Genomic DNA, 19,914 nt, shown 5'->3' on the forward strand with positions numbered 1-19,914 from the left:
TATATTTATATAAAGTGGACATAATAATATCTATATATAGCAATACATTAACTATAAATATTTTCTTTATGTCCACTATGTCCACATCGTCCACCCTATAAAATCTATTTTCAGATTTCACTATCTGAGTTCTGCATGGCCTCAGTGCTAAAGTGCATCATTCTCGGCCGTGTGCCGTCAGGTAGATTGACGCTAGACTTTTTCACATATAGTTTCTTGCCTCCCTCGATAAACTCTTTAATCCAGCCATGTTTGATTAAGACTTTTTTAACATTCGCCTCGTTCATGCCTATGCACATTTCCTTTTTAAACATGGTCGGCGATACAAGATAGACTTTATCATCAGGATCGTAATACCCAACGCGGTTATGAGTGCGCGGACGGATTACTTCGCCGTCTGCCTGTCTGATTACAGTTAAGTCTTCAAAACGGCTCGTTCCGTTGGATTCAAAAAAGGCTTTGATATGTTCAAGAATCTTTGTTTCTTCCATATTCTCGCCACCGCCTAGACTATTTAGCCAAGTATTAAAGCATTGCGCTACGGCTTCAAATGCGCGTCCTTGCTGCCACTCTGTAATGCCTGCCAGCGTTGCCAGCTCTCCAGCCACCGCCACCAATGCAAAACGGCGTAAAACGCGGTTAGCTTGTCCGTTCTTTGCTTGGGTGTGCTGCTCAATAAAGCTGTCTAGTAATTTCTGGGCCTGCTGCATTACTACATCTTTATCACTGGTCAGATACTCAAGCCATTTGATGCCTGCATATCCGTAATGCTTCGCAGCAAGCTCATTAATGCGGTTGCCCAAGTCGCTTGAATTGCTGCCATAGTTGACACATTCAAATACGCCGTATCCTTTGCCTGCATCACTAGGGATATGGGCGAACCTAAGCAATAAACCTGCATCTAGCTCGATACCGCCACGCCGTAAATGTTCCTCGAGGGTGACTTCGCCAGTGGACGTATACATCAAGTTGAATTGCTTAGAATCCCTATTTTTGCCTGTCTTGCTGCTTCGTGATTTACCTTGCCCACCAGTAAGCATATAAACAATATCCGACACGGCCTTAGGGGGCGCCTGTCGCAATTCATCAAGATTTAGAAAGCTATCGTTTCTTAATTCGGCTTCGTTCTCCAGGGCATTGTCTGTGGTGCGCCATTGTTTCGATACTTCTCTAGGATTGCCCCACACGCTACACGCTGCTTTTGTAATGGTACTTTTTCCATCGGTAGATGAGCCATAGATATGAAAGCCACCACTCTCTAAGTTTAATGGCGCAACCAATTGTCCCGAAAATGCACAAGAAAACGCCAGTACACCCAGTGCATGGGGCTCTATCAAGCGGCTTAGTTCTTGCCATCCTGCAAGGCTGCCATGCACGGCGTAGGGGTTTTTCATTTCACTATTAAATAAAAGTTCTTCTCCGCTAGAATCGCCATATGTTTTGCTTGGCGTAACGTATGAATGACCATGCCATCCGGTACGGTCAACACATCGAAAACGCTTTTCTATTGGATAGTCCTGAATGTAGTTAATAAATACATTCTTCTTATTTGGTTGTCGTGGTGGCATTAATCCATGATTGGCAATGATCTTTAATGCTTCTTGTGCTTCACCCATGAAATGCTCATAGGGAATGAGTAACGTATGCTGAACATTGTCTTTATCATTAAACTGAATTACACGCTTCCAGTTATTATTATTCAAGCTTCTGGCTTCACCTAATATAATTGCTGAATCAGATATTCTGGTTCTAGTACGTTTAATACCGCCTTCTCCATCATCATGTTCCTTCACTAGATATAAGCCATCCATAAGGATATTTAAATATTCGCCTTCCTTGATCTTAAATGGTTTAGCTAAGTGTCCTTTTGCCAGGCTCTTGGCTTGATCTATCGCCACCTTAATCATGCTGTCTAGCTCATCTTGAAGCATAGCAATGTTTGGAGGTTCAGGAATAAATGCCATTTTGACATCCATACCACTGTAACGCCGTTGTATAGCATCTTGCTGATGGACTGGGGCTATCACACATAGATCAGCATGTGCTTGCATCAATGTCTTGAGGGTATAAGCATTAATCTTATCTGATTGATACGGTGCATAGATTGGATACGCTGTTTTAAATGCAAGATGAATGTCATCCGTCACAATCAAAGGTAATTCATTCAACTTTGACCGGTTGAAATACAAACCGCCATGGCCGAAAACAATATCCTTAAAACCTTTAATAGTTGGGTTAGTGAATACTGCACCTGTAGGCTGTAAATGCTCGTTGTATAGATCAAATACGGCTAAACCATATAGGGCATTATCATCAGCTTCTCCATATTGGGTGGCTTTCTCAATCACTGAACGGCGGATTTCTACAGGACAACCACCCACCATTTCAGCCATTGCACCGTGTAGTGGATTATTGTTAAATAATGGGACTGTATGTTCTTCAAGTGCTTCAATTATTGAATGACTTGCACCATTGCCCACTTCCTCCAGTGGGCTTTGTTGTGTTTGCGGGGTAATATTTGAAATGCTGCCCTCAAACATATCAGGCTTGGTATCCCAAGCGGGTTTAATGTTCATTGTCCCCCCTCCTTACCCATGCCATTCTTTTTTATATTTCTCTGCCTGCTCTGCATGATAGCTGTGACGTTTTTCGGCAATATACTGGTACATATCAATGACATTTTCCAAAGCATAAAAGCCCAAAACATCCTTACCACCAAGTTCGGCTTTTATTTCTTTTAAACGATTTTTAATATCTGAAATTGCTACTTCCATCCAGTTCATATCAAATTCAGCTAATGATTGAATGTCCCATAAATCGCCTGCATCATAAGTTTTAGGCGTGTTTTTAGCGTTTTGGTTATTCATAGTAATTACACTCCCCATACTTTTTTAAGCATTAAAGAAATGCGTTTAACCAATCCCTGCTTTTGTGCAAATTCTGCTGACTGGATACGCTGGCGTGTAATTTGATGGATATTTTTAGGCATGATTAATGCGCTCCTTCGTTTTTTAAAAGAGCTTTGCCATTCACGACCAAATGAGGGTGGCAAAGCTGAAAAGGGTTGGTCGACAGGGAACAAAGGAAACCTGCACACCCGAAGGTGTCCCTCTCCAGCTTCGCCATAGAGATATGCGAACGCATAGAGATATTACGCACAAAAAAAGCCCGATAAGCGGACTGTGCGCCTTTGTTACATTTATAGCCGACCAAAGCTAACTTTGAGATTTTGCTCAAAGCCCGATTAATATAACCATACTTGGGCATGTTGGCAATATCGAATAATTCATTTTTCATTATTGGCCCTTACTGCACACGGTTGATATGAATATTTGAATCAATCAAAACGCCGTCATTTGATAATCCGACTTGCTGGCGGTTATCCATCATCTGCAATAAACACTGTTCTGCTTCTTCAAAGCTAATGCCGAAATGCTTTGCAATGTCCTCTAACTGGTACATGGGTTCGCCGTCATCCGTATAACCGCTTGGGGGTGGCAATAGATTTAATTCCTTTGCCTTTTGGTGCATTTCCGCTTTGATATGCTCAGGCGTGTAGTGCATTGTCAAAATGAGGGCCTGCTCAGTGATGGGGTGATGTTCCCCATACTGGGCCAGCATTGCTTTGTAATGGTCAAAGGCTTTGAAAAATTCAGGGTTTACATACTTATTCATGGTGTAACCCATCAAAAGCAATCTGTAAATTTGCTTTGCATGTTTGGATACGCTTGGCGTTTAAATGCTTTTCATATTTACGGCGGTGCATACCTAAACTATGAAATGTACCTTTATCCTTAGATACTTTCTCTTGCATACATAAACGGTTCAATTCTTCATAAGCTGACTGTCTAGCAGAATATGAACCGGTTTTTCTAATTGACGGCAATACCTCAGCAAATACCCAATTTTGGAAATTCAACGCTTCGGTTTTATTAGATCGAAAGATGATGCGATATAAATTCGGCTCATTAATAAATTTGAGTTTTTGAATACCGCCATTTGTAGGGGTGTGGTAATCCGCCACACCCTTTGAATCTAATGCACCATTTCGCTTAGGGGTTTCGTTTTTAACGTCCCCCCTTTGAATCTGTAATAAATCAGATGATCTTGAAATGTCCAAAGCCTTACATACATCGGTTAAACAAAACCACGGTTCTTGATTATCATCTAGGACAATACGAACGGATCTGGATTTAAAATCGAAATGGGTTACGGCGTTCATGCTGTCACCTCTTTTAATTCGTATCGGGCATGAGTGCCTTTGCTGTTTAGGTTTGGCTCTTGGTGGGTCACAATGTTATGACCTAATAGGCGTAAACGCTGAATAACAGCACTTAGGCGGTAACAATCGCATAACTCTATGGCTTCAGCTTGGCTTAGGGTCTTGCCTTGTTTGAGATAATCTAGGATGACAGTTTGATGGTTCATGGTTATGCCTCTATAGCTGCAAGGCTTTGTTTTTGGTTGTTATGCCACTCTACAAGCTCGGCATAGTCGAAATAGACTGGAGCCTGTTTGGTATTACCTATTTTTATTGCTTTCGGGAAAGTTTCATCTGTGCGCTGAATGTGGCGCAATGATTCACGACTTATATCCAGTAGTTCACAAGCAGTTTTGAATTGAACGCGGATTGGTTTAATAGTCATAAAAAAGCCCATATACAAAAGAATATGGGTTTAGTATGGGTTTTATTTTGTTATTAAAAAATATAAATTAGTCACCTAAATATATGAATTTAAACAACTAAAATATTAATTAGTCGGACAAAAATATTATTTTTCTTCGCAAATTATCACTATAGCTAAAAAAGTATTATTTTAATAAGATGTAATTATTACTTTGATAAAAGAAAATATTATTTTTGTTCTTGAGAAAGTATTTTTTTCATAGCTGTGCTGGCCTCATCTTTGGCCGTAGTTCTAACTTTTATCAGATTTGAAAAGTGTATAGCGTTGGTCGGTGTATTTTGTACACCGTAGTGCTGTCCATATTCCTCAAGGCAATCGGCAACTCTTTTCTGTTTTGTACCCTCAAATCTGCCAACTGTATTTAAATCATGATGTATTCTTAGAAGCAAGGCGTATGCTGGGATATAGTTCGGATTACTTGGATTTAAGAGATAGGTATTATTAATATCCTTTTCTTGCTGGATAGGTAGCTCTAGTGCAGGACTTTGACCAATCATACTTATTAAATAGGCGCATTGCTTTTTATAAAAATTATCATCATATTCATGGCAGTTTTTGGCAATATAAGCACGGCTATTATTAATCAAGGCATCGCCAATATCTAAGCCAAGCTCCTTCAAGCTCATTAATATTACATACCTAGAAAAGCCTACGTAATCACTAAAAGGGTCGCAATCTTCGCCACTAGCAATAAGCGACAACGCTTCAATTGGGCAGTTATAAAAATCATTATCGCTATGTTCGTATTCGACAAGTGTATATTCATTTTTAAGGACTAGCTTTTTGGCTGCATTCAAAATTTGTTTATTGTTTATAAGCCATTGCGCGGACTTTTCTAAGGTAGTTTTTTCAAGGTCGGCAAAAATTTCTAGCAACTCATTAACTGAAATAAATTGCTTTGGAATATTATCCAAATCTTCATTAGCACCAATCAAAACCGCCTCCCAAGCATCCCCCAAAGTAGCTAGGTAAACAAGTTGGGGACTTGCTTGTCGGCTGGCCTGCCTATACCTAGTAATCTAAATATAAACGATATTTACCTATATTTGTGCATTTATTGGCTAATAGTTCGCCATATATTGTCATTTAGCCTTTTTAAACTGAATAATCCTTTGATCTGCAATTTCTTCTAAATGATTCGCATACCATTGCAGCATGATTTTTCTATCATCTAAATATTGAGCCTTGTTATATACGCCTGCCACGCCATCCTTTACGTGTGCCAGTGCTGCTTCAATATGACGTTCATCAAAACCACGATTGTTTAACAAGGTGCTGGCAATGTGCCTAAATCCGTGCGGTGTTTGTCTACCTTCATACCCCATACGGCGCAAGGCCATAATAAAAACTGTGTCCGACTTTGGCTTGCTCTTGTCTGATCTGCTCGGAAATAAATACTCAGAATTGGTTTCGTAAGTTTTTAACTCATTTAGTATGGCAATAGCTTGCCTAGGTAAAGGCACTACATGCTCACGGCGTTTCTTCATGCGCTCGGCTGGTATATTCCATATCCCTTGATTCAAGTCGAACTCCTGCCACTTGGCTTCCCTTAGCTCGGTAGGTCGACAGAACAACATGGCCAAAAGCTGCAAGCCCATCCGAACGTCCATAGTTGGGTAGCTATTAATGGCCCTCAATAGTGCTGGTAACTCCTGTTCACTCACATGTGACATATTTTGTTTTACGCCCTGCTGTAGGAACTTTTGCAGCCCCTCTAATGGGTTGTAATCAATACGGCCTGTCACCTTTGCAAAATCGTATATATCACGACACATGGCCCGAACTCGGTTTACCTGTTCATATATTCCTTGATGTTGCTGAATACCTTTTAAATGATTCATCCATTCAATCGGCTTAATGCTGGTGTACAAGCGTTTACCAAAAATGGGAAATATATGTTTTTCCAATGCACCCTTATTTCGGGTCATGGTGTCCTTTACCCAAGTATTTGCTTTGGTATCCAGCCATTCACGGGCCAATACTTCAAAGGTGGCATTATTTTGCTCAAGCTCTTGGCGTTTACGTTCTTGCTTGGTAATGATTGGATTATCACCTTGTGATATATCCTTGATTATCTCTCTAGCCTTCTTCCTTGCGCCTGCTCCTGATAATTCAGGATAAGTACCGATACCCAGCCATGACCATTTACCATCTGCTTTTTTATATCTGAATAGCCATGCTTTTTTACCATCAGGCTTTACACGGAAATATAAGCCTTCGCCGTCCAGCTCCCGATATTCTTTTGATTCCGGTTCAAGGTTAGCTAGTACGGTATCTGATAACGGTCTACGTTTGATTTCTGTTCTTTTCATGGCTTGTACACCAGCGAGTTCAACAAAATGTGCAATGTACAAGGCAGTGTACACGGTGCATGTACACTATGGCTAGTTATATTTAGTTATGTTCAGGCAAGAAAAAAGGCCCAATCCCTTTAGAATCAAGCCTTTTCGTTTTAAAACTTGGCATATTTTGCCATGTTTTGTTAGGTATTTGGTGGAGATGGCGGGAGTTGAACCCGCGTCCGCCAGCACTACGCTCGAGAATACTACATGCTTAGATATCGTCTATTGTTTTAACACCAAGTGACCCGACGAACAGGGTACAAGGTGCGATCCTCTAAGTTTGGTATAAAGCCCCGAGGCTTGACTCTATACGGACTTGTGTGCGTGCGCTTCAGTCGGGTTCCCAGACCACAAGTATTCTAGGAAGCGGACAAGCGGCCCTTAGGCAGCTAGAGCGTAAGTTTCGTCGTTTGCGACTATTTAAATGCAAATTTTATTTACGAGAGAAAATGCGCTCTCGGCATGCATCTATGAGTTTCATCACCGGCGTCGAAGCCAATAACATCCCCATGAATGTCTGCACATCATAGCATAACTAAAATAAAATGCTGTGCATTTTATCAACAGTCTGCCACTGATGAACATACTTACATAATTGAGTGCCTTTTGTTTTTTTCAAGGCCCCTCATAAAAAAAGCTGCCAAAAATGACGGCTTTTTTAAGTTTAGCCTATAAAGCACCATTGCCTAACACAATCCCTTCACGGCGTGGGTCTACCCCACCTGCGTATTTACTTTGATTATTTATATTTACTTTCATAATCGTTGAAATACCACTGGTTTGCGCAGTGTTCGATATGCCATGCCCTTTTGCTTTTAAGCCTTCAATTAGGTCAACTAAGGAAAGCTGTACATTCGAGCTATCTACATTGGTGTTTTTGCTATTGGTTGCGCCAAAGTTAACAAGCGAAGTGGCCTGCTGTGCATTTAAGTTCCAGTCCAATGCACCTACCAAAGTTTTAACCACATATTGAATGATGGTACCGCCACCTGGTGAACCTGTTGCCATATAAAATTCATCTGGCGTGGTGCCTTTAAACACTAAGGTTGGCGCCATAGTACTACGTGGGCGTTTGCCGCCTTCTACACGGTTGGCAACTGGTGCCCCAGTGCTGTCATAAGGGTTTGCGCTAAAGTCAGTTAACTGGTTTGACAGCAAGAAACCATCCACCATGTGGAATGAACCCATGCTCGATTCAACAGTCGATGTCATTGAAACCACATTGCCATAGGCATCTACTATCGTGAACTGAGTTGTGCCATGTTCAACAGTGGTATCTACACCTGCCGCTGTATTGAAATTACCTGCTGGTGCTACGCCCATACTTTGGTTCGGGTTAATCAGTGCTGCACGCTGCTTCAAGTAGTTTTTATCAATAAAACTTGGAATACCCTGTGCTGGTAAATCCACAAAGTCGGTATCTGCGACATATTTGTCACGGTCGGCATAGGCCAAACGCTCTGCTTCAGACACTAAATGCACGCCCATCACATCGGGCACACCACCTTCATTTTCAGAATTTTTAGGTGGATAAAGCGACATATCAAAGTTTTCTAAAATACCCAACGTCTGTGCAACTGCAATCCCTCCCGAGGATGGAGGTGGCATGGTACATACATAGTAACGGTCACGGTACGTCGTACAAATCGGGTCGCGTTTTTTCACCTGATAGTTCGATAAATCCTGCAAGGTCATCAAACTTGGGGTAATTGGAGTCCGTGCTGGGTCATCACCCACGGTTTGCCCTGCTTTTGCCACAATGGCTTGCGCAATTGGACCAGTGTGCAGTGCGTTTGCCCCTTGTGAAGCGAGTGCTTCAAGTGTCCTGGCATAGGCTTTATTGGTCATGGTCTCGCCGACTTTACGTGGTGATCCATCTGGGTAGAAATAAGTCGCCATTGCATTTGCATCAAGTGCTAAATTGCTTGCATTACTTGCAATGGCATCTGCCAAACGCCCCGGTATGCGAAAACCGTTATCAGCCAAACCAATCGCTTCACCAAAAAGTTGGTTCCACTTAAGTTTGCCATGCTCTTTTTGTGCTTGTTCCAATAAACGCATCACACCCGGCACACCAATCGAACGACCGCTACGGCGGGCACTTGGTACAGGCGGAGGTGAATTTGGGTCATATATATTTTGGCGAATTAAATAAAATTCGTTGGCTGCAGCAGGTGCGGTTTCACGGCCATCATAAGCCGTGACTTGTTTGGTTTTGGCATCGTAATACATCATAAAACCACTACCGGCGATGGTACTCGACTGTGGCTCGACCAAACCAAGTACGGCTTGTACTGCTACGGCTGCATCAACTGCACTACCGCCTGCTTTTAACACATCGCAACCTGCTTTTACCGCAAGTGGCGTGTTTGCCACCACCATATATTTATCTGCGTATTTAACCGTGTTACCGAGCCTATAACCCGATGCACCCTCTGGCGCGGCAGGGTCACCATTTTGGTTTGAACCGACCACCACGCTTGAACCATCTTGTGCCAGTTTGCTACAACTGGTCGGGTCATTATCTACAATTAAATTGGGAGGGGTTATATTTGAATCATCCTTGGGCTGATCTGATGAGGAGTCATCTCCACATCCTTGTAATAAACCGACTGCTAATAAACTACTGAACAAAAATGAATATCTTTTATTCACGTGATAACTCCAATATATACGCCTGCCTATCCATGCAATTGCCATGCAAGCTTCTTTGTTTTCAGGTCTTCAGTTTTTTAATCTTTGATAAAAATAAAGTTTTAATAATATTAAATGATTGAGGGTGTTTATTTTGTGCCTTGCGTTATGTCTCCTTGCTTGTTATCACACTCTTTTATAACTGATTTGCCCAATTCTGGCATGCTTTATTTCTTTAACTACAAGCAAAATTTCCTATTTATAAACTCGCTCATTTTGTAGTAGACCTAAAAAAAGCACCTCCGAAGAGATGCTTTTTGATGTTTAGTGAGAAGGCATACCACTGACCTGTTTGGGTTTTGGACACAGCCAAATGACCAGCCCTGCAAAGACAAACACGATCGCAAAAAGCAAAAACACATGGTTTGCCGACATGGTAATGGCTTCTTTATCGACAAGGTTTGAAATAATTCCAAGCGTCGAGTCAGCCGTAAAACCATTTTGCAAAAGTGTGTTTTGTACTTCAGTCGTATGTAGGTTTGACACCATTTCACTACGGGCAACTTTGGCGTGGTCGTCCCACACGGTCACCGCAATTGAAGCGCCAATCGCCCCTGCCATGGTTCTTAAGAAGTTCATGAGGCCCGCAGCAGATGCAATTTCTTGCTGGAGTACCGAACCAAGTGCAATGTTAGACAGTGGGATAAAGAAGAACGGTACTGCAAAACCTTGCAGGATTTGTGGCCAAGCCAGTGCCATAAAGTCGGCATCTGTGGTCCAGAATGCCCGCATTAAGGTCACAATACCCAGCAAAATTAAACCAAAGCTCGCCAGCGCACGCGGGTCATGTTTGGTCGAAAGTTTTGCCACAATTGGTGACATGGTCAAACTACCAAAGCCCATGGTTGCAGTTAAATATCCGGCCCACGTCGCGGTATAGGAAAGGTTCATTTGCAGCCACTGCGGAATCAGTACAATACTGCCAAAGAATGCGCCAAAGCCGAGCGACAAAGCCAGTACCGAAATGGCAAAGCCCCTATGCCTAAAGACTTTGACATCCACCACGGGGTGCTTATCGGTGAGTTCCCATATCAGGAACACCACAAAGCCAATGGCGGCAGTTAAAGCTAAAACCACAATGCTGGTGCTGTTAAACCAGTCGCGTTCATGCCCCAAGTCGAGCATAAGCTGTAACGCACCAATCCACAGAATTAACAGACCTAAACCAACAGTGTCGATTCTTAAAGAAATGGTTTCTGTTTCAGCTACTCTTAACAAGCGCATTGCTGCTAATACACAGACAATACCAACCGGTAAGTTAATAAAGAAAATCCAGTGCCAAGACAGGTTGTCACTAATTAGGCCACCCAAAATTGGCCCTAAAATTGGCCCGACGACTGTGGTCATTGCCCATAGGCCCATTGCCTGCGCATGCTTTTCTTGAGGAAAAATACGCATAAGCAAGGTTTGGCTGAGTGGCATAAGTGGACCACCACAAAGACCCTGCCCAATACGGAAAAACACCAACATTTCTAAGGATGTTGCCAAACCGCACAGGAAAGAAAAGACCGTAAAGCCAATTAAACCAAAGATAAAGACCCGCACCGTTCCAAAGCGGCCTGCCAGCCAGCCCGTTAAAGGTACACAAATCGCTTCTGCAACTGCATATGAAGTAACGACCCATGTGCCTTGTGTGCTTGAAACAGCAAGGTTACCGGTAATATGCGGTACAGAGACGTTGGCAATGGTCGTATCAAGTACGACCATAAAGTTCGACAAGGCAATAACAAACGCTGCCAGTAGTAAACGGCCACCGCTTAACTCGGCAAAAGGTGTTTGCGTTTTCATAAGCGTTTACTTCGCAGATAAGTCGACTTTTGCTTCCATCGACAAGCCAACACGTAATGGGTGTTCAGCAAGTTCTTTCGGGTCAAGTGCAATACGAACCGGCAAGCGTTGAACCACTTTAATCCAGTTACCTGTTGCGTTTTGAGCCGGAATTAAGGCAAAGGCAGAGCCTGTACCACCAGAGAAGCCCACCACTTTGCCGTGGTATTCAACATCATCACCATATAAATCTGATGTTAATGTGACTGGCTGACCTGGGCGGACTTTTTTCAACTGACTTTCTTTGAAGTTAGCATCTACATATAAATCGTTAAGCGGCACAATCATCATCATGCTTGTACCCGGTGCAACGCGTTGACCAACTTGAATATTACGACGGGTAATCACACCATCAACTGGTGCACGAATCACGGTACGTTCCAAGTCAAGCTGAGCTTGTTCTACATGCGCTTGTGCAACTTGTACATCCGGAGTCGAGGTTTCGCTTACACCCTGAATTAACGCTTCGTTTGCAGCTAAGGTGCTTTCGGCTGCCTTACGACTAGAAGTCGCTTGTGCAAGGCCGGCTTTAGCAAGCTCTAGCCCTGCTTTAGCAGTTTCAACCGCACTTTGTGCTTTGGTGAGTTCTTCTTTAGACACAGCGCCAGATGCCGCAAGCTGTGCACGGCGGTTCAGTTCTAAAGCAGCTTTGTCATAGTCGGCTTGTGCTTGAGCAACCTGTGCTTTAGCACTGTTAATTTCGTCAGCACGAACCACCACTTGAGAGTTTAAAGAACTACTGTTTGCCGCAGTTTGTTTATATTGGCGTTTTGCTTTGGCAAGTTCTGCCTCGGCTTGTGCCAACGCGATTTTGGCATCACGGTCATCAATACGAACCAGCACATCACCGCGGTGTACTGTTTGAGTATCTTTTACCAAAACCTGAGCGACCTGTCCGCTAACCATTGAGGTAATTTGCGCGGTTTCTGCACCGACATAAGCATTATCCGTACTCACCGAGTGATTTAAAAATAATGCCCAGATTGCATATAAAATAGCGGCGATCAATAAAATCAGCGCAAAGAAACCAAGAAATTTTTTGCGCTTGTTTTGCATGTTGTCATCCGAGGCAGATGTTGTTGGCACTGTTTCTTGTACATTGCTTTGTGCATCAGTCATGGTATGTTCCTAAAGATGAGTTGGCTTTGCCATCAATCTCGCACTACACCTTGTTATAGAGTTTTTATTTTTCTATAAACAAGACATACCGCATTGTCAAAGGAGACAATTTTAACGCTAAAACCTCATGATATGAGAATAAAAAAATATAACTAATGCGTTCGTTCTAATTAAATTAATGTTTATCTCAAAGTTTTTGTGAAATTTTTATCTTTTTTAATATGAAAAAAAGCGCCCTGAGCGCTTTTTAAATGCTTAAAATGCCTAGATTAATAGGCATATGAGGCAATGCCGGCAGCAATCTGTTTATCTTCATCATTGACCATGGTCATGCGCATGGTACAGCCCTTGCGGCCTAAACGTAGGACTTCGGCACGTGCAATAAAATATTTACCACGCCCCGGTGCCAAATAATCTACACGCATATCGACAGTTGCCAAGCGTGTAACCTGTTTAATGGTTTCAGGCAGGGTTTCGGGGGTTGAACGGCGATAGAGATGTTCCATTGCCACAATTCCACCAATGCTATCGAGCAAAGTTGCAGCCACACCACCATGCAAAACCTGAAAAGCCAAATTGCCAATGAGGTCAGGTTGCATTTCAACATAGCCTTCAATGTGCCCATCTACCACACGCATAATCATTCCACTATGCTTAAAAAATGGACAGCTATTAAACGCCTTACACAATTGGTTGAGAACCACATTTAGGTCGGTTTTGGCGCCTAATTGTATGTTCCCCGTCCAATTTTTCTTTTCATCACTCATACGTTGCCTAAATTTAAAAGCATGATAAACACCCATAATTTTGTACAAATCCAGCATTATGGGGCTACAATACAGCAGTCGGTTGACAGTAATGGAATATCCGCCAACCTATCCTAGTGTAATACCGAACATCGAGATTGTTATGACTTATACGTTCAATCGTCCTGCATTTCCAGCTACTCGCATGCGCCGTATCCGTAAAAATGACCAGTTGCGTGCGATGGTCAGCGAAACACAGCTCACTACCAATCACTTGATTTATCCAGTATTTGTATTACCGGGACAAAATCAAACCCAAGATATTCCAAGTATGCCAAACATTCAGCGTTTGTCGGCAGATTTATTACTGAAAAAAGCTGAAAGACTTCTGGAATTAGGCGTATCCAAACTGGCTCTTTTCCCTGTAACACCTCAAGAAGATAAAAGCCTCACCGCAGAAGCTGCATGGCGTGAAGATGGTTTAGTTCAAACCACTTGTCGTTTGCTTAAAAAAGAATTACCAGAAATGGTGCTAATCACCGATGGTGCACTCGACCCATACACGACTCATGGTCAAGACGGCATTATTGATGAAACTGGCTATGTGCTCAATGACGAGACTGTAGAATGCTTGATTAAACAAGCTTTAAGTCACGCAGAAGCAGGTGCCGAAGTAATTGCACCAAGTGACATGATGGATGGCCGTATTGGCGCAATTCGTCAAGCTTTAGAAGCCAATGGTCACATCTATACCAACATCATGGCCTACTCTGCGAAATATGCGTCTAGCTTCTATGGTCCTTTCCGTGATGCTGTTGGCTCTGCATCCAACCTAAAAGGTGGTAATAAATATAACTACCAGATGGATTTTGCCAACCGTGCCGAAGCATTACATGAAATCGCGCTTGATATTCAAGAAGGCGCCGACATGGTAATTGTAAAACCGGGCATGCCATATCTGGATGTGGTACGTGAAGTGAAAGATACCTTTGGTATTCCGACATTCATTTACCAAGTGAGTGGCGAATACGCAATGTTAGCTGGCGCAATTCAAAATGGCTGGTTATCAGACTCAGTGATTTTAGAATCGCTCATGTGCTGCCGCCGCGCTGGTGCAGACGGGATCTGGACTTACTTTGCAGAAACCGCTGCTGAAAAACTCAAGGAAATGAACTAAGTTCGCAGAGAAAGGATAACACTGCATGCATATTGCAATCATTGGCGCGGGCATAAGTGGATTAATGTCTGCGCTGGAGTTGGTTGAACAAGGCTGTACCATCAGCATTTTTGATCAACAACAAGCGGGACAAGCAGCCTCTTGGGCTGGTGGAGGTATTCTCTCTCCAATGTACCCGTGGCGCTATGTGCATGCAGTGAACCAACTTGCCCAATTTGGCAAAGCCTCTTATCAAGCATGGAACCAAAAGCTCTACCCTATTACAGGGATTGATTTTGAAATTCATGACACAGGCATGCTGATTTTTGATGAAGAAGATTTTGACGTTGGTTTGTCCTACGCCGAGCAGCATCAAGAACCGATGCAGCGCTGTGAATATTTACAAAGAGATGCCTTAGAGCAAGTAAATCCACATATTTCCGATCAGTTTCAAGAAGCGATTTATTTCCCTGAACTGTCTAATATTCGCAATCCCCGCGTATTACAGTCCCTGATTCGCTATTTAAAGCAACATCCAAATGTTGAGTTTTTTGAACACACTCCTGTTAAAAAACTGATTCAACAAGGTGATGCCATACAAGCGCTCCAAACCGAAGATGGTCGCAAACATACAGCAGACCATTTTGTAATAACTTCGGGCGCTTGGAGCCATTACTGGAACTCACAATTACAACTCGAAATTCCAGTCGAACCTGTTCAAGGTCAAATGTTGTTATTTAAAACCCCAGCTCACTGGCTACCGACCATGTGTATGAATCGAGTCATGTATTTGATTCCACGTATGGACGGTCATATCGTGTGCGGGTCAAGCATGGCACATCGTGGTTTTGACACTTCTACCGACGAAACGACTCAGCACAATATTTTAGAAGCATGTTTAGAAATGGTGCCTGAACTGGCCGATTTCCCGATTGTACATCGATGGGCAGGTCTCAGACCAAGTTCACCAAATGGTGTTCCCTACATTGGCAAAATGCCTGAAATGGATAACCTCTGGGCAAACTTTGGTCACTTTAGAAATGGTTTGTGTATGGGCGCAGGTTCTGCACAATTGCTTCGTCAGCTTATGCTAGATCAACCAACCTTAATTGATGCCAAAGCATATTCACCAGAGCGCTTACAAAATAAAATCTTAGCCTGAGGCGAGTATATTCTCTAAAGCCATTTTTAATTGAGGATAAGCAAACTCAAATCCTTCTGCTTGTAAGGCTGCGGGTTTGACGTATTGCCCATTTAAGATCAATTGCGACTGCTCTCCTAACAAACAGCGAAAAACTGTACTAGGCGCCGACAACAGTGGTTTCTTATTCAAAACTTTGGCAGCTTGTTCAACAAATACCTTTTGGGTCACGTTTTCTGGGGCCACGACATTGTGAATTTGAGCAGATTGAGGATGCTTGAATATAAACTCAATTGCGTTTAATACGTCTTCAATATGTACCCAAACCACAGGTTGACTGCCATGACCAATTTGACCGACTAAATTGAGTCGAATAGGAAGCAACATTTTAGGCAAGATGCCGCCACCCTGCCCAAACACAACGCCTAAACGAATAATTTTAGTATTTTGCTGAGAGTCTGCTAACGCTGCGCGTTCCCACTCTTGGCAAAGCTGAGACATGAAAATGGGCTGTGGCGAACTTTGTTCAGTGCACACCTCTGTCCACTTTTCTTGAGCATCTATACCGTAATAACCAATGGCCGAGCCAGAGACAATCACTTCAGGAAAAATTTGAGATTGATTAAGCCATGCATACAGTTTTTGGGTCGTATTTACACGGCTTTCAATGAGTTGTTTTTTACGTGACTCGGTCCAGCGTTTCTCACCAATATTTGCACCGGCCAAATTCACCACATAATCAATTTGACGGGTCGAAATATCTTTGAACTTTTGTACCCACTGCAAGGCAGGATGGTCAGATGTCTTTCCAGCCTGCCGTGTCACAGCAATCACGTTATAATTTTTTTGTAATAGGAACCTAATTAAATGCGTTCCAATAAAGCCACTGGCACCTGTAATTAATACATTCTTATTCATATTTCTTCCAAAACCGAGGACAGCAGTTTTTAATTGATATAGTTATAAAATTTAATATCGAACTAATCGTATCAGTTTTGTGGTGAGTTATGGCACATTAAACATTTTGTTTGCCATGCGCTGGGCTTGTTTGCCATAAAACCAATAGGTAATTAAATAAAGCGGAATAGCTAACATTAAAAGCATAATCACCATAATGCTTAAGAACTGAGGTTGTTTGAGGTAAAGCATAAAGTTTTGCAAAATCTCAGGGTCTTTTCTTGAAAATAAAAACAGACCAAATAAAACACCACACAAGTTATAGCCCCAAAATATGAGCGTAAAACCTAAAGTAAATTTCTTTTTTTCTGGTACTGTCGGTGCACGGCGTTCTTTCTTTAAAAATCTAAATAAGACAAAAATCATTGCGCCTAAATATGGAACGGCTGTTAAAATACCGCCTACACTCGCTGGTAATAGTGCTGCAATCACACCGACAATTAAAGTAAGCACGATGCATAAAGCAAAAAACCAGAGAAAGTAAGAACGTATTTTGGTCATATTTTTGCCTAATTTATGGGTTCAAAAAAATAATTATAAATTTTTTTCGATTTTTTTTCATTTTTCTGTCAACCAATCCTGATCTCTTGACGTTATATAGGGTAACAAGGTCGCAGCAACCGAATACTTCCTTTGCACGGCATCCGCAAAATTGTTTCGGTGACCTTTCATTACGACTCTTTCTTCCTTCGGATTAGGTTTTGTTAGCAGCCGAAACCCTTGATGAAGTTTTTGACCGACGATTCTCTCATCACTCGAATCGTCGGTTTTTATTTTCTAGCACTTTCATTTATTTTACGCTCACCATACACAATAGTGCTTTCGTGGCTATAAAGGCTATGCGTATACTTTTTACACCATAAAAATATGATTTAAATAATATGAACAATATTGCCTATTTTGAAATCCAGTCTTCAAACCCTGCCCGCGATGCGCAGTTTTATCAAGCTGTGTTTGGTTGGCAATTTAAACTCGATGAAAGCTTACCGATTGAATATTACCGCATAGAGACACCTTCAATTATGGGAGGACTCTTAAAACGCCCTGCTCAAATACCGCCAATGGAATATGGCACCAATGCATTTACTTGTTCGGTTCAGGTGGAAAACTTCGATGAAGTGGCTGCAAAAATTTTAGCGCAAGGCGGTATTGTCGCGATGGATAAATTCGCTATTCCGGGCCGCGCTTGGCATGGTTACTTTGTCGATTTAGACCACAACGTTTTTGGTATTTTTCAAGTCGATGAAAATGCAGCTTAAATATTTTATTTAACGATTTTATTTATTTTAATTTATAGCCACCGCTTTTATCGGTGGCTATTTCATATGAATTATTCAGCAAAGCTAAAGCTGGCTTCACATGTAATTGGAAAATTTACCGAATTGGCAATCATACATTCGTGATGTGCTTCTTCATGTAGTTTTGCTGCAAGCTCTTGGTCAGCACCTTTTTCTAAAACAACCTCGGGCCTTAAAATAATTTGGGTAAAGTGACCACGTTTGACCGGATCTGTATCTTCCATAAAACCAAGGGCATGATCGACATAACTCATAACGTAAATATGATTGACTGCACATAGGTGTAAATACCAAAGCTTATGACAAGCAGAAGCTGATGCGACCAATAAATCTTCTGGGTTCCATCTGGTCACATCGCCTAAATAGGCAGGGTCTGATGAACCTTGAATAGTTGTCTTTTGAGGATGCTGAATACTAAAGTCTCGTTTATATGAACGATAAGAGGAAGTGCCTGTACCCGTATTGCCTTCCCACTGTATTTTTACTTCGTATTTATGAATAGTCATTTTATTCTCAAAGTTCATGGTTTGACCTAATAGTAACAAAGCAAAGTTTAAAGTGAAAAATTTAATTCAAGTTTTACTGGGGGCTTAAATAACGAGCACTTTAAAATGTCTTGATAAAATCTCCTGCCAATTTATGCTAACGTATCTGTGTTTACTTTGGCTTGATGTCTGTTTCTATGTCCGTACATTTTCTACATACTTCTGACTGGCATTTGGGGCAGTTTTTTTATAATCACTCACGACACTACGAACACCAACAATTTTTAAGCTGGTTGCTCACTCAAATCCAAGAAAAACAACCACATGCCCTGCTTATTGCTGGCGATATTTTTGATGTCATTAACCCGGGTTCTCAAGCACAAAAACAACTCTACCAATTTTTAGCAGATGCCCATCGTATTGCACCGCACATGCAAACACTCATGATTGCGGGTAACCATGACTCAGGCTACCGTATTGAACAGGTCGAACCGCTTTTAGAAAAATACAATGCAAAAACTGTGGGTGTGGTTCGCTGGAATGAAGATAAAACCCTAGATCTCGATCGACTGCTTTTACCTATCTATAACCAAAATCAAGATATTGTGGCGTGGTGCCTTGCCCTGCCTTTTTTACGTTCGGCCGAAATTACGGGCTTTAACGAACATACCACCAATAGCAAAAACGCGATTGCCTATTTGCACCAGCAACTCATTGCCGAAGCCAAACGTCGTAAGACACCAGACCAAGCGCTTATCTTGATGTCGCATGCGCATATGCAAGGTGGAGAAACATCCGACTCTGAACGCCCAATTATTATTGGTAATGAAGAGGCGCTTTCGACGACTTTATTTGAAGATGCTGTCGACTATGTCGCTTTAGGGCACTTACATAAACCACAAAAAGTAGGTCAGCCGCACATTCGTTATAGCGGTTCACCCATTCCGCTTTCTTTTAGCGAAATTAACTATAAGCACCAAGTGGTTGAGGTCAAAATTGACCCTTCTCAAGACACTGACAGCCGTTTGCAATTTGAAGCTGTCGAAATTCCGCGTTGCATACAATTGCACCGTATTCGTGGTGAGCTAAACGAGGTACTGCAACAACTCAAAGCCTTGCCTCATGGCGTGATTGAAAATATTGACCACCGTGAATATGTCGATATTGAATATTATAGTTTAACGCCGCCACAGCCGAATTTACGTCAGCAGTTTGAAGCTGCTCTGCCACCTGACCGCTATCGTTTAGTGCGTATTTCACGTCAATATGTAAATAAAGACACGACTAATTCAAATACTACCCAGCACATTGCACTTGAACCGCCAACACCAGAAAAGCTCTTTCAAAATATTTGGGAAAAACAAGGTTACAGCGCCGATGATGCGGTCTTAAAAGATTTTCTGAGTCTGGTACAAGAAGCACAAAAACATCTTGAAAATGATGCAAGCCATTAAGGATATG

At 42.1% G+C, this 19,914-nt stretch carries 20 protein-coding genes and 1 other RNA gene; 4 read left to right on the plus strand and 17 right to left on the minus strand.

Features of this window, described 5'->3' with window-relative positions; translation table 11 throughout:
• Positions 1-110 precede the first annotated feature (110 nt).
• The 14 genes from G9371_RS15255 to G9371_RS15320 all read right to left on the minus strand — a co-directional run bounded on the left by G9371_RS15255 (position 111) and on the right by G9371_RS15320 (position 13,437).
• Complete coding sequence (locus G9371_RS15255) at positions 111-2,576, minus strand: DUF927 domain-containing protein (protein WP_001022396.1); 2,466 nt, start codon at positions 2,574-2,576, stop codon at positions 111-113.
• Between the two features lie 12 nt (positions 2,577-2,588).
• A complete protein-coding gene (locus G9371_RS15260) occupies positions 2,589-2,867 on the minus strand; it encodes a hypothetical protein (protein WP_001064707.1) in 279 nt (92 codons plus the stop codon).
• A gap of 124 nt (positions 2,868-2,991) precedes the next feature.
• A complete protein-coding gene (locus G9371_RS15265) occupies positions 2,992-3,297 on the minus strand; it encodes a hypothetical protein (RefSeq protein ID WP_000787149.1) in 306 nt (101 codons plus the stop codon).
• 9 nt (positions 3,298-3,306) lie between these two features.
• Positions 3,307-3,675, minus strand: a complete 369-nt coding sequence (locus G9371_RS15270; RefSeq protein WP_001046481.1) for a hypothetical protein — start codon at positions 3,673-3,675, stop codon at positions 3,307-3,309.
• Entirely contained in the window at positions 3,668-4,222 is a 555-nt protein-coding gene (locus G9371_RS15275; protein ID WP_001988245.1) for a Bro-N domain-containing protein, read from the minus strand. The genes G9371_RS15270 and G9371_RS15275 overlap by 8 nt, the downstream gene beginning before the upstream one ends.
• Complete coding sequence (locus G9371_RS15280; protein WP_001016479.1) at positions 4,219-4,428, minus strand: helix-turn-helix domain-containing protein; 210 nt, start codon at positions 4,426-4,428, stop codon at positions 4,219-4,221. The genes G9371_RS15275 and G9371_RS15280 overlap by 4 nt, the downstream gene beginning before the upstream one ends.
• Before the next feature lie 2 nt (positions 4,429-4,430).
• On the minus strand, positions 4,431-4,646 hold the full coding sequence (locus G9371_RS15285; RefSeq protein WP_031977877.1) for a helix-turn-helix transcriptional regulator: 216 nt from the start codon (positions 4,644-4,646) through the stop codon (positions 4,431-4,433).
• 209 nt (positions 4,647-4,855) lie between these two features.
• Positions 4,856-5,623 carry a hypothetical protein gene (locus G9371_RS15290; RefSeq protein ID WP_000578616.1) on the minus strand — a complete coding sequence of 256 codons (768 nt, stop codon included), beginning with the start codon at positions 5,621-5,623 and terminating at the stop codon, positions 4,856-4,858.
• 147 nt (positions 5,624-5,770) lie between these two features.
• Positions 5,771-7,000, minus strand: a complete 1,230-nt coding sequence (locus G9371_RS15295; RefSeq protein ID WP_031977880.1) for a tyrosine-type recombinase/integrase — start codon at positions 6,998-7,000, stop codon at positions 5,771-5,773.
• Positions 7,001-7,179: 179 nt separating this feature from the next.
• Positions 7,180-7,539: a transfer-messenger RNA gene (ssrA, locus tag G9371_RS15300) on the minus strand.
• A gap of 160 nt (positions 7,540-7,699) precedes the next feature.
• The gene (gene ggt, locus G9371_RS15305; RefSeq protein ID WP_002058570.1) at positions 7,700-9,685 is read right to left on the minus strand and encodes a gamma-glutamyltransferase; all 1,986 of its coding nucleotides are present in this window, start codon (positions 9,683-9,685) and stop codon (positions 7,700-7,702) included.
• A 303-nt stretch (positions 9,686-9,988) separates the two neighbouring features.
• Positions 9,989-11,512 carry a DHA2 family efflux MFS transporter permease subunit gene (locus G9371_RS15310; protein ID WP_000857095.1) on the minus strand — a complete coding sequence of 508 codons (1,524 nt, stop codon included), beginning with the start codon at positions 11,510-11,512 and terminating at the stop codon, positions 9,989-9,991.
• A gap of 6 nt (positions 11,513-11,518) precedes the next feature.
• Positions 11,519-12,670 (minus strand): EmrA/EmrK family multidrug efflux transporter periplasmic adaptor subunit, encoded by a 1,152-nt coding sequence (locus tag G9371_RS15315; RefSeq protein WP_000128703.1) that lies wholly within the window; start codon positions 12,668-12,670, stop codon positions 11,519-11,521.
• A 269-nt stretch (positions 12,671-12,939) separates the two neighbouring features.
• Positions 12,940-13,437, minus strand: coding sequence for a thioesterase family protein (locus tag G9371_RS15320; protein ID WP_002156418.1), 498 nt, complete (start codon positions 13,435-13,437; stop codon positions 12,940-12,942).
• A gap of 142 nt (positions 13,438-13,579) precedes the next feature.
• Between G9371_RS15320 and hemB the strand changes: the two genes are divergently transcribed.
• Positions 13,580-14,593, plus strand: a complete 1,014-nt coding sequence (hemB, locus tag G9371_RS15325; protein ID WP_000222569.1) for a porphobilinogen synthase — start codon at positions 13,580-13,582, stop codon at positions 14,591-14,593.
• Between the two features lie 25 nt (positions 14,594-14,618).
• Positions 14,619-15,734 carry an NAD(P)/FAD-dependent oxidoreductase gene (locus G9371_RS15330; RefSeq protein ID WP_000546680.1) on the plus strand — a complete coding sequence of 372 codons (1,116 nt, stop codon included), beginning with the start codon at positions 14,619-14,621 and terminating at the stop codon, positions 15,732-15,734.
• On the opposite strand, the gene G9371_RS15335 is transcribed toward G9371_RS15330, so the two are convergent.
• Positions 15,726-16,631 (minus strand): TIGR01777 family oxidoreductase, encoded by a 906-nt coding sequence (locus G9371_RS15335; RefSeq protein ID WP_001039368.1) that lies wholly within the window; start codon positions 16,629-16,631, stop codon positions 15,726-15,728. The two genes, G9371_RS15330 and G9371_RS15335, sit on opposite strands and share 9 nt — an antisense overlap.
• 87 nt (positions 16,632-16,718) lie before the next feature.
• Positions 16,719-17,171, minus strand: a complete 453-nt coding sequence (locus G9371_RS15340; RefSeq protein ID WP_000161637.1) for an ABZJ_00895 family protein — start codon at positions 17,169-17,171, stop codon at positions 16,719-16,721.
• 380 nt (positions 17,172-17,551) lie between these two features.
• Here G9371_RS15340 and G9371_RS15345 point away from each other — a divergent pair, with 380 nt between their 5' ends.
• A complete protein-coding gene (locus tag G9371_RS15345) occupies positions 17,552-17,929 on the plus strand; it encodes a VOC family protein (protein ID WP_001059432.1) in 378 nt (125 codons plus the stop codon).
• A gap of 71 nt (positions 17,930-18,000) precedes the next feature.
• Here the strand turns inward: G9371_RS15345 and G9371_RS15350 are convergent, their stop codons facing one another.
• On the minus strand, positions 18,001-18,474 hold the full coding sequence (locus G9371_RS15350) for an OsmC family protein (RefSeq protein ID WP_000152331.1): 474 nt from the start codon (positions 18,472-18,474) through the stop codon (positions 18,001-18,003).
• Between the two features lie 164 nt (positions 18,475-18,638).
• On the opposite strand from G9371_RS15350, the gene G9371_RS15355 reads away from it, so the two are divergent.
• The gene (locus G9371_RS15355; RefSeq protein ID WP_000116701.1) at positions 18,639-19,907 is read left to right on the plus strand and encodes an exonuclease SbcCD subunit D; all 1,269 of its coding nucleotides are present in this window, start codon (positions 18,639-18,641) and stop codon (positions 19,905-19,907) included.
• The last annotated feature ends 7 nt before the right edge of the window (positions 19,908-19,914 follow it).

The organism is Acinetobacter sp. EKM10A, from assembly GCF_011075215.1.
Taxonomy (GTDB): domain Bacteria; phylum Pseudomonadota; class Gammaproteobacteria; order Pseudomonadales; family Moraxellaceae; genus Acinetobacter; species Acinetobacter baumannii.